Below are 7,254 nucleotides of genomic sequence, written 5' to 3'. Positions count from 1 at the left end.
GTGCGGGTCAACACCGCGTCGCCCCGGCGGACCGGGAGATCGTCCGCGAACAGTGGCGGGTCGTTGCGGCTCGGGGGCGGTCGCGGGCTCCGGCAGGGTGACGTCGGTGATCCCGCGCTTCGGCGCATCCCGCGGAACCGACGCGTCGTCGCCGACGCGTGGCTGATCGTCGGTGTCGGTGCGCTCGCCCACCAGGTCGGGCGCCGGGCGGGTGTCGCGGCGCACCGGCTCGGGCGGTGCGGCCGTGCCCTGCGAGAAGTCGAAGCCCGTGCTCGCCTTGTATCCGCCGGACCGATCGACCTCCCGCGGCGTCTCCTGCGTGTCCCCGCGCAGGGAGATCCGCCGGCGGCGCGCCAGCACCGACCCGACGACGAGTACGACGACCAGAAGGGCCAGGACAGCGGCTACGACGATCCAGAGTTCGGTGGTCACGCCACCATTGTTTCAGGGCGTCAGCCGACGGCGCGTGGCAGGCGCTGCGAGATGACCGTGGTGATGCCGTCGCCGCGCATGCTGACGCCGTACAACGCGTCCGCGACCTCCATCGTCGGCTTCTGATGGGTGATGACGATGAGCTGGGACTTCTCCCGCAGCTGCTCGAACAGGGAGATCAGACGTCGCAGGTTGGTGTCGTCGAGGGCCGCCTCCACCTCGTCCATGACGTAGAACGGGGACGGACGCGCCCGGAAGATCGCCACGAGCATCGCGACGGCCGTCAGGGACTTCTCGCCGCCGGAGAGCAGCGAGAGCCGCTTGACCTTCTTGCCCGGCGGCCGCGCCTCGACCTCGATCCCGGTGGTGAGCATGTCCGACGGGTCGGTGAGCACCAGCCGGCCCTCGCCGCCCGGGAAGAGGGTGGCGAAGACGCCGACGAACTCGCGTTCGACGTCGGCGTACGCATCGGTGAACACCTGCAGGATGCGAGCGTCGACCTCCGCGACCACACCCAGCAGGTCCTTGCGGGCGCTCTTGACGTCCTCGAGCTGCGTGGACAGGAAGTTGTACCGCTCCTCGAGCGCGGCGAACTCCTCGAGCGCCAGCGGGTTGACCTTCCCGAGGGTCGCGAGGTCCCGTTCGGCCCGCTTGACCCGCCGTTCCTGCTCGGCGCGGTCGAAGGGCAGCGGTGCTGGCCGGGTGACCTGCTCGCCACGTTCCTTGGCCTGCTCGTACTCCGCCATCTCCAGTTCGGTGGGCGGGAGCGCGACGTCGGGGCCGTACTCGGCGATCAGATCGTCGGGTGCGATGGCGAACTGCTCGACGACGCCCTGTTCGAGCTGTTCGATCCGCAGCACGGCCTGTGCCTTGGCGACCTCGTCCCGGTGCACCGCATCGGTCAGCTGCGCAGCCCGCGCGGCCAGGGCCCGGACCTGCTCGCGGGTGCGGTCCACCTCCGCGGCGCGCTCGGTGCGGCGGCGGGTCAGATCGTCGCGGGTCGACGCCGCGTCGGCGACGACGAGGTCGAGCCGGCCCAGCAGGGCGGTGCCGGACTCGGCGACCGCCGCGGCCACGGCGGCCGAACGCGCGCGGCGAGCGCGGGCGACCTCGGCGCGGGCACGGGTCTCCCGCTCGATGCGGGCCTGACGCCGCAACCCCTCGGCCCGTCCCCGGACCGACTGCGCGCGTTCCTCGGCCGTCCGCAGGGCGAGGCGGGCCTCGACCTCCACCGCCCGCACCTCGGCGACGGCGGCCGCCGCCTCCTCGCGGGCGATCGCCCAGTCCTCGCCGGCGTCGCCGTCCTCGCCGTCGCCGGCCGCGTCGTCCTCGGCCAGCCGGACGCGCTCCTCGAGCTCGGCCAGGGCCGTCGCGGCCTCGTCGCGCTGGTCCTCCGCCCGGCGGCGCTGCTCCCGCAGGCGGTCGGCGTCCTTCTCCGCCAGTCGGGTGACCTGGCCGAGCCGGCCGAGTTGTTCGTAGATCGCGGACATGGCGGCGTCCGATTCGGTCAGCGCGGCCAGGGCCTGTTCGGCGGCCTCGCGGCGGTCGGCCTGTTCGGCGAGCGCCCCGGACAGGGCCGCCAGCGCCTCGCCGACGCGGCGTTCGCTCTCCGCCAGCTCGGCCGTGGACTCGTCGATGGTCGCCTGCACCTCGAGGGTGCTCGGTCGCCGGTCGGAGCCGCCGGTGATCCACCCGCGGCCGACCAGATCACCGCGCCGCGTGACGGCCCGCGCCCGCGGATCGGAGTCCACGACGGCCGCCGCCTCGGCGTCGGTCTCGACGATGCGCACTCCCGCCAGCAACGACGCGACGGCGTCGTGCACCGCGTCGTCCGCGGTCACGACGGAGATCGCCGCCACTCCCCCGGCGTCGTCGTCACCGGCGGCGTTCGTCCCGGCGGCGGCGGACGACGCGCGTTCCGTGCGGTGGACGATCGCCGCGCGGCCCCCGTCGTCGTCCCGGAGCGCTCGCAGCGCCTCGTGTGCGCGGTCGCCGGACGAGACGACCACGGCGTCCGCGCCCGCGCCGAGCGCGGCGGCCACCGCCACCTCGTACCCGGCGGCGACGGTCAGGTGGTCGCCGAGCCGACCCCCGTCGGCCAGGCCCCGGTCGGCGAGCCAGGCACCGCCGTCACCGCGGTCCAACGTCGTCTGCAGCGCTTCGATGCGGGCACGCAGCGACGCGACCCGGTGAGCGGCCTCCCGCTCCTGCGCCTGCAGTTCGGCCACCCGCGCGTCGGCGCGCGCCGCGGAGTCCACGGCGCGCTCGTGCTGTCGGTCGAGACCGGCCTCGCCGGCGTCGAGTTCCCCCACTCGATCCTGGACCGCCTCGAACTCGGTCCGCGCCTCGTCGCCGCGCCGCGTGGCGTCCTCGATGGCAGCGCTCAGGCGGGCCATCTCCGCGTCGTGCGACTCCACGCGCGCCCGGAGACCGTCGAGACGACCGGCCAAGCGCGCCAACCCTTCTCGGCGATCGGCGACGGCGCGTACCGCGGCCGCGTGGGCTCGCTCGGCGTCGGCGGCCGCCGCCTCCCGGTCGGCCAGCTCGTCGCGGGCGGCCTCGAGGGACTCCCGCGCCATCTCGACGCCCTCGGCGAGCCGCTCCTCCTCCTCGGCCATCTCCTCGGCGCGGTCGTCGAGCTCGTCGGGGTCCGGTCCGTGTCGGTCGTCGGGGTCGGCGTCGAGGTGCCGCGCGCGTTCGGTGGCGATGCGGACCGTGGCCCCGACCCGTTCGGCCAGGGCGGACAATTCGAACCAGCCGGCCGCGGCGGCCTCGGCACTGGGGGTGAGCTGCGCCAGCTCGGCTTCCGCTCGGGCCAGCACCGCCTCGCCCTCCGCGAGAGCGTCGGCGACCGCGGCCTGCTCGGTCCGGATGCGGTCCTCGTCGCGGGACTGCTCCGCGAGTTCGCGGCGCCGGGTCACCAGATCGTCGGCCGCGAGGCGCAGGCGCGCATCCCGCAGATCGGCCTGCACGGTCTGCGCCCGTCGGGCCACCTCCGCCTGCCGCCCGAGCGGCTTGAGCTGGCGGCGGAGTTCGGTGGTGAGGTCGGTCAGCCGGGCGAGGTTGGCCTGCATCGCGTCGAGCTTGCGGAGCGCCTTCTCCTTGCGCTTGCGGTGCTTGAGCACGCCGGCCGCCTCCTCGATGAAGGCGCGGCGGTCCTCGGGCCGCGATTCGAGGATGGCGGCGAGACGCCCCTGACCGACGATGACGTGCATCTCGCGGCCGATGCCGGAGTCGCTGAGCAGTTCCTGCACGTCCATGAGTCGGCAGGACGACCCGTTGATCTCGTACTCGCCGGCGCCGTCGCGGAACATGCGCCGGGTGATGGAGACCTCGGAGTAGTCGATGGGCAGCGCCCCGTCGGCGTTGTCGATGGTCAGCGTCACCTCGGCGCGGCCGAGGGCCGCGCGACCGGACGTGCCGGCGAAGATGACGTCCTCCATCTTCCCGCCGCGCAGCGCCTTGGCGCCCTGCTCGCCCATCACCCAGGTGAGGGCGTCGACCACGTTGGACTTGCCGGAGCCGTTCGGTCCGACGACACACGTGATCCCCGGCTCGAAGCGCAGGGTCGTCGCGGAGGCGAAGGACTTGAAGCCCTTCAGCGTCAGGCTCTTCAGGTGCACGGCAGTGTCCGACCCGCCTCGGCCGTCACGCGACGACGGGACGTCGGCGTGGGAGTGGTCGGATGCACGGCTGAGCAGCCTACCGTTCGACGAAGCCCGACAGGCCCCCGCGCGCGGGACCGCGGCTGTCCACCACGGTGGTCACCGCGCCGGGCGTCGCGTCCGAACGCAGCGCGGCGAGCAGGGCGTCGAGACGGTCGCTCGGCCCCTCGGCGATCACGTGCACCCGGCCGTCGGCGGTGTTGGTGGCCGAGCCGACCAGGCCGAGTTCGAGGGCACGCGAGCGGGTCCACCAGCGGAAGCCGACACCCTGGACCGTGCCGTGGACCCAAGCGTCGAGTCGCTCGTCCTGTGTCTCGGCTGCCTCGGTCATCCGTCGACCTCGACCGAGAGGGTCACCTCGGTGCCGGCCTTCAGAGTGCGTCCCACGGTGCACACCTTGTCGACGGCCTTGGTCACGACGGTGAGCAGCCGCTCCTGCGCCTCGGCGTCCAGCTCGCTGAGATCGACCTGGAGGATCTCGTCGAGTCGCGGATACACCTCGTTGTCGCGGTCCGCGGTGCCGGAGACGCGCACCGTCGCGTCGTAGTTCTCGCCGAGGCGACGGGCGAGGGGGCGATCCGAGCTCATCCCGGTGCAGGCGGCGAGCGCGATCTTGAGCAACTCACCGGGGGTGAAGACACCGGGGACGTCCTCCGACCCGATCAACACCTCCGCCCCGCGGTCGCTCTTGCCCGTGTAGCGGCGGGTGCCGGTGCGCTCGACCCACAGTTCAGCCATGGCCCGATCGTAGGGGGTGGTCAGATCAGCTCGCGTCGGGTCATCCAGCGCATGATCGGCCAGCCGAGGAACACCGGGATCCAGCAGGTGAGGACGCGATAGAGCAGGACGGAGGGCACCGCCACCGCGGCGGGAAGACCGAAGGCGGCGAGTCCGCCGATCAGCGCCGCCTCCACGGCGCCGACCCCGCCGGGTGTGGGTGCGGCCGAGGCGAGGGTGCCGCCGATCATGGTGACGACCGTGACGGTGACGAAGGTGGTGCCGCCGCCGAACGCTTCCACGCTGACCCAGAGCGCCGCGGCGGCGCCGAGGGTCGTGGCGGCGCACCCGGCGACGATGATCGCGAACCGGCCGGGGTTGCGTGCCAGATCGCGCAGGTCGGCCCACACTTCCGCCAGCTGCGGCCGCACGGCGGTGCGCAGGAATCGTCGCAGCGTGGGGACGAAGAGAAACGCACCGAGCACGCCGAACGCCACCCCGGCGATCAGGTAGAGGATGGTCGTGCCGGGAACGAAGCGGGCGAGGTCGGCGGACTGGCCCGCCGCGACCGAGAACGCGACCAGCAGCGTGACGTGCGCGATGACCTGCACGAGTTGCTGCAGCGCGACGGCCGCGGTGGACCGGGCCACCGACACCCCACCCTTCTGCAGGAACCGCACGGACAGCGCGAGACCGCCGACGCCCGCGGGCGTGGTGGTGGCGGCGAACGTATTGGCCACCTGCATCACCGTCGTGTGCCAGTAGCTCACCTGTCCGCTCGCACACGCCCACAGTGCCGCCGCCGCACCGAAGTACGTCGCGGCGGAGATCGCGAGTCCCGCTGCGGCCCAACCCCAGTCGATCGAGCGCAGCTCGGTCGCGAAGGTCGGCAGCTGCCCGACGAACGGGTACGCCACGTAGACCAGGGCGATGAGCAGGACCAGCTGGATGATCTGGTTGCGCGAGAACCGGGTGACCTGTTCGGCCGTGATGGTGCCGATGCCGGTCCGCGCGGCCACCGTGTCCCGCGTCGCGGTCATCAACGCCTTGGCGTCCTCGATCTCCTCGCGCACGAGCCGGGGAATGGCCGACGGCGTCAGTCGGCGTGAGGCCGCCACCACGTCGGTCTCCCCCAGCCGGGTCACCGCCGCGTCCACGGCGGCGTCCGGGCCCACCAACGACGCCGTGGTGAGCAGCAGTTGCGCGGCGTCCGTGCGCAACCGAGCGGGCGACGCCCCGAGCTCCGCCGTGCCGAACCCGTCGAGCAGCGCGGTGTCGTCGACGTCGAGACGCACCTCGGAGGGACGCAGGGAGCCATGCGCGATCTGCCGGGACCGCAGCACGCCGAGAGTGCGCCACATCGCGACGACGTCCTCCTGACGCCCGGGCTCGGGCGGTCGACCCCGAGCGACGCTGTGTGCGTACAGGACCCACCCGCGTCCGAGGTCGGCCACCGCGGTGGGCGTGATCGCCGAGACGCCGAGCGCATCCACGGCGATACCCATGAGCGCTCGATGCTCCACCGCGCGGCGCTGGGAGGCGTGCAGTGGGGCGTTTTCGTTGGGCCGCAACGTCACGATGCGCTGGAGGTACCGCAGGGCACCGCGGCTGCGTTGATTGGGCCCGAAGAGTTCGATGACGACGCCGGGGCCCGCGGCGCCGGTGTCCCCGGAGAGGAGCAGCGGCCCGGCTCCCGCCGGACGCACCACGGTCAGGGCGGTCACGGACACGCCGCGCCGCCCCAGTTCGCGCACGGCCCGATCGAGGGGCACCTCGAGGGCGGGCGTGCCCACCACGAGCACCACCACCGATCCGGCCAGCCACCCCACCGACAACCCGATCAACGATCGCGCGGGGACCACGGTGCTCACCACCAGATGGATGGGGACGAATGCGAGAAGCAGGAACCACCAGGTACGACGCCACCGGGCCGGCAGACCGGGACCGGAGACGGTGAGCACGGCGGCGACGATCGCGATCCACCGCGGATCGTCGAGCACCTGGGAGGCGAGGGTGTCGAGTCGGGTGGATTCGTCGATGTGCCAGCCGGGCGCCGAGATTCCGCTGGGACTGATGGACAGCGACAGCGCGGCGATGGCCGCCGCGGCGAGGTACCCGCCGAGCAGACGCCAGCGCCGCGCCGCCACCAGACCGGCGAGAACGGTGAACGGCAACGCGAGGATCGCGATGCTGTAGACCAGGTAGACGGCATTCGACTGGCTCGGGGTGAGCACCCCGACGATGTCCGAGATCGACCGCTCGAGGGCCATCCACTGGCTGCGGGTGATCACCGACCCCACGATCACGAGGCCCAGGAAGACGGCGGACGCGACCACCCGCAGGATGTCGCTGGTGCGACGGGTCAACGGTTGCAACACGTTCCCGTGGACCGGGATCTGGCGTCCGTCGACCTGCACGCTGGTCAACCTAACCCGGGTGA

General features: G+C 73.0%; 4 protein-coding genes and 1 pseudogene. All 5 read right to left on the bottom strand.

All coding sequences use genetic code 11. From position 1 onward, the window contains the following. A pseudogene (locus HQ603_RS08725) lies at window positions 1-432 on the bottom strand (signal recognition particle-docking protein FtsY); the annotation flags it as partial. A gap of 20 nt (window positions 433-452) precedes the next feature. Then, on the bottom strand, window positions 453-4,055 hold the full coding sequence (smc, locus tag HQ603_RS08720; RefSeq protein WP_222684134.1) for a chromosome segregation protein SMC: 3,603 nt from the start codon (window positions 4,053-4,055) through the stop codon (window positions 453-455). A 79-nt stretch (window positions 4,056-4,134) separates the two neighbouring features. Continuing rightward, window positions 4,135-4,428 carry an acylphosphatase gene (locus HQ603_RS08715; protein WP_222684133.1) on the bottom strand — a complete coding sequence of 98 codons (294 nt, stop codon included), beginning with the start codon at window positions 4,426-4,428 and terminating at the stop codon, window positions 4,135-4,137. Further along, window positions 4,425-4,835, bottom strand: coding sequence for an OsmC family protein (locus tag HQ603_RS08710; protein ID WP_222684132.1), 411 nt, complete (start codon window positions 4,833-4,835; stop codon window positions 4,425-4,427). Before HQ603_RS08710 ends, HQ603_RS08715 begins: the two co-directional genes overlap by 4 nt. Window positions 4,836-4,855: 20 nt before the next feature. Beyond that, window positions 4,856-7,231 carry a lysylphosphatidylglycerol synthase transmembrane domain-containing protein gene (locus HQ603_RS08705; protein ID WP_222684131.1) on the bottom strand — a complete coding sequence of 792 codons (2,376 nt, stop codon included), beginning with the start codon at window positions 7,229-7,231 and terminating at the stop codon, window positions 4,856-4,858. Between the last annotated feature and the right edge of the window lie 23 nt (window positions 7,232-7,254).

It is taken from the genome of Rhodococcoides corynebacterioides, from assembly GCF_019834675.1.
Classification (GTDB): domain Bacteria; phylum Actinomycetota; class Actinomycetes; order Mycobacteriales; family Mycobacteriaceae; genus Rhodococcoides; species Rhodococcoides corynebacterioides_A.
This window is presented reverse-complemented; position numbering and strand designations above follow the sequence as displayed.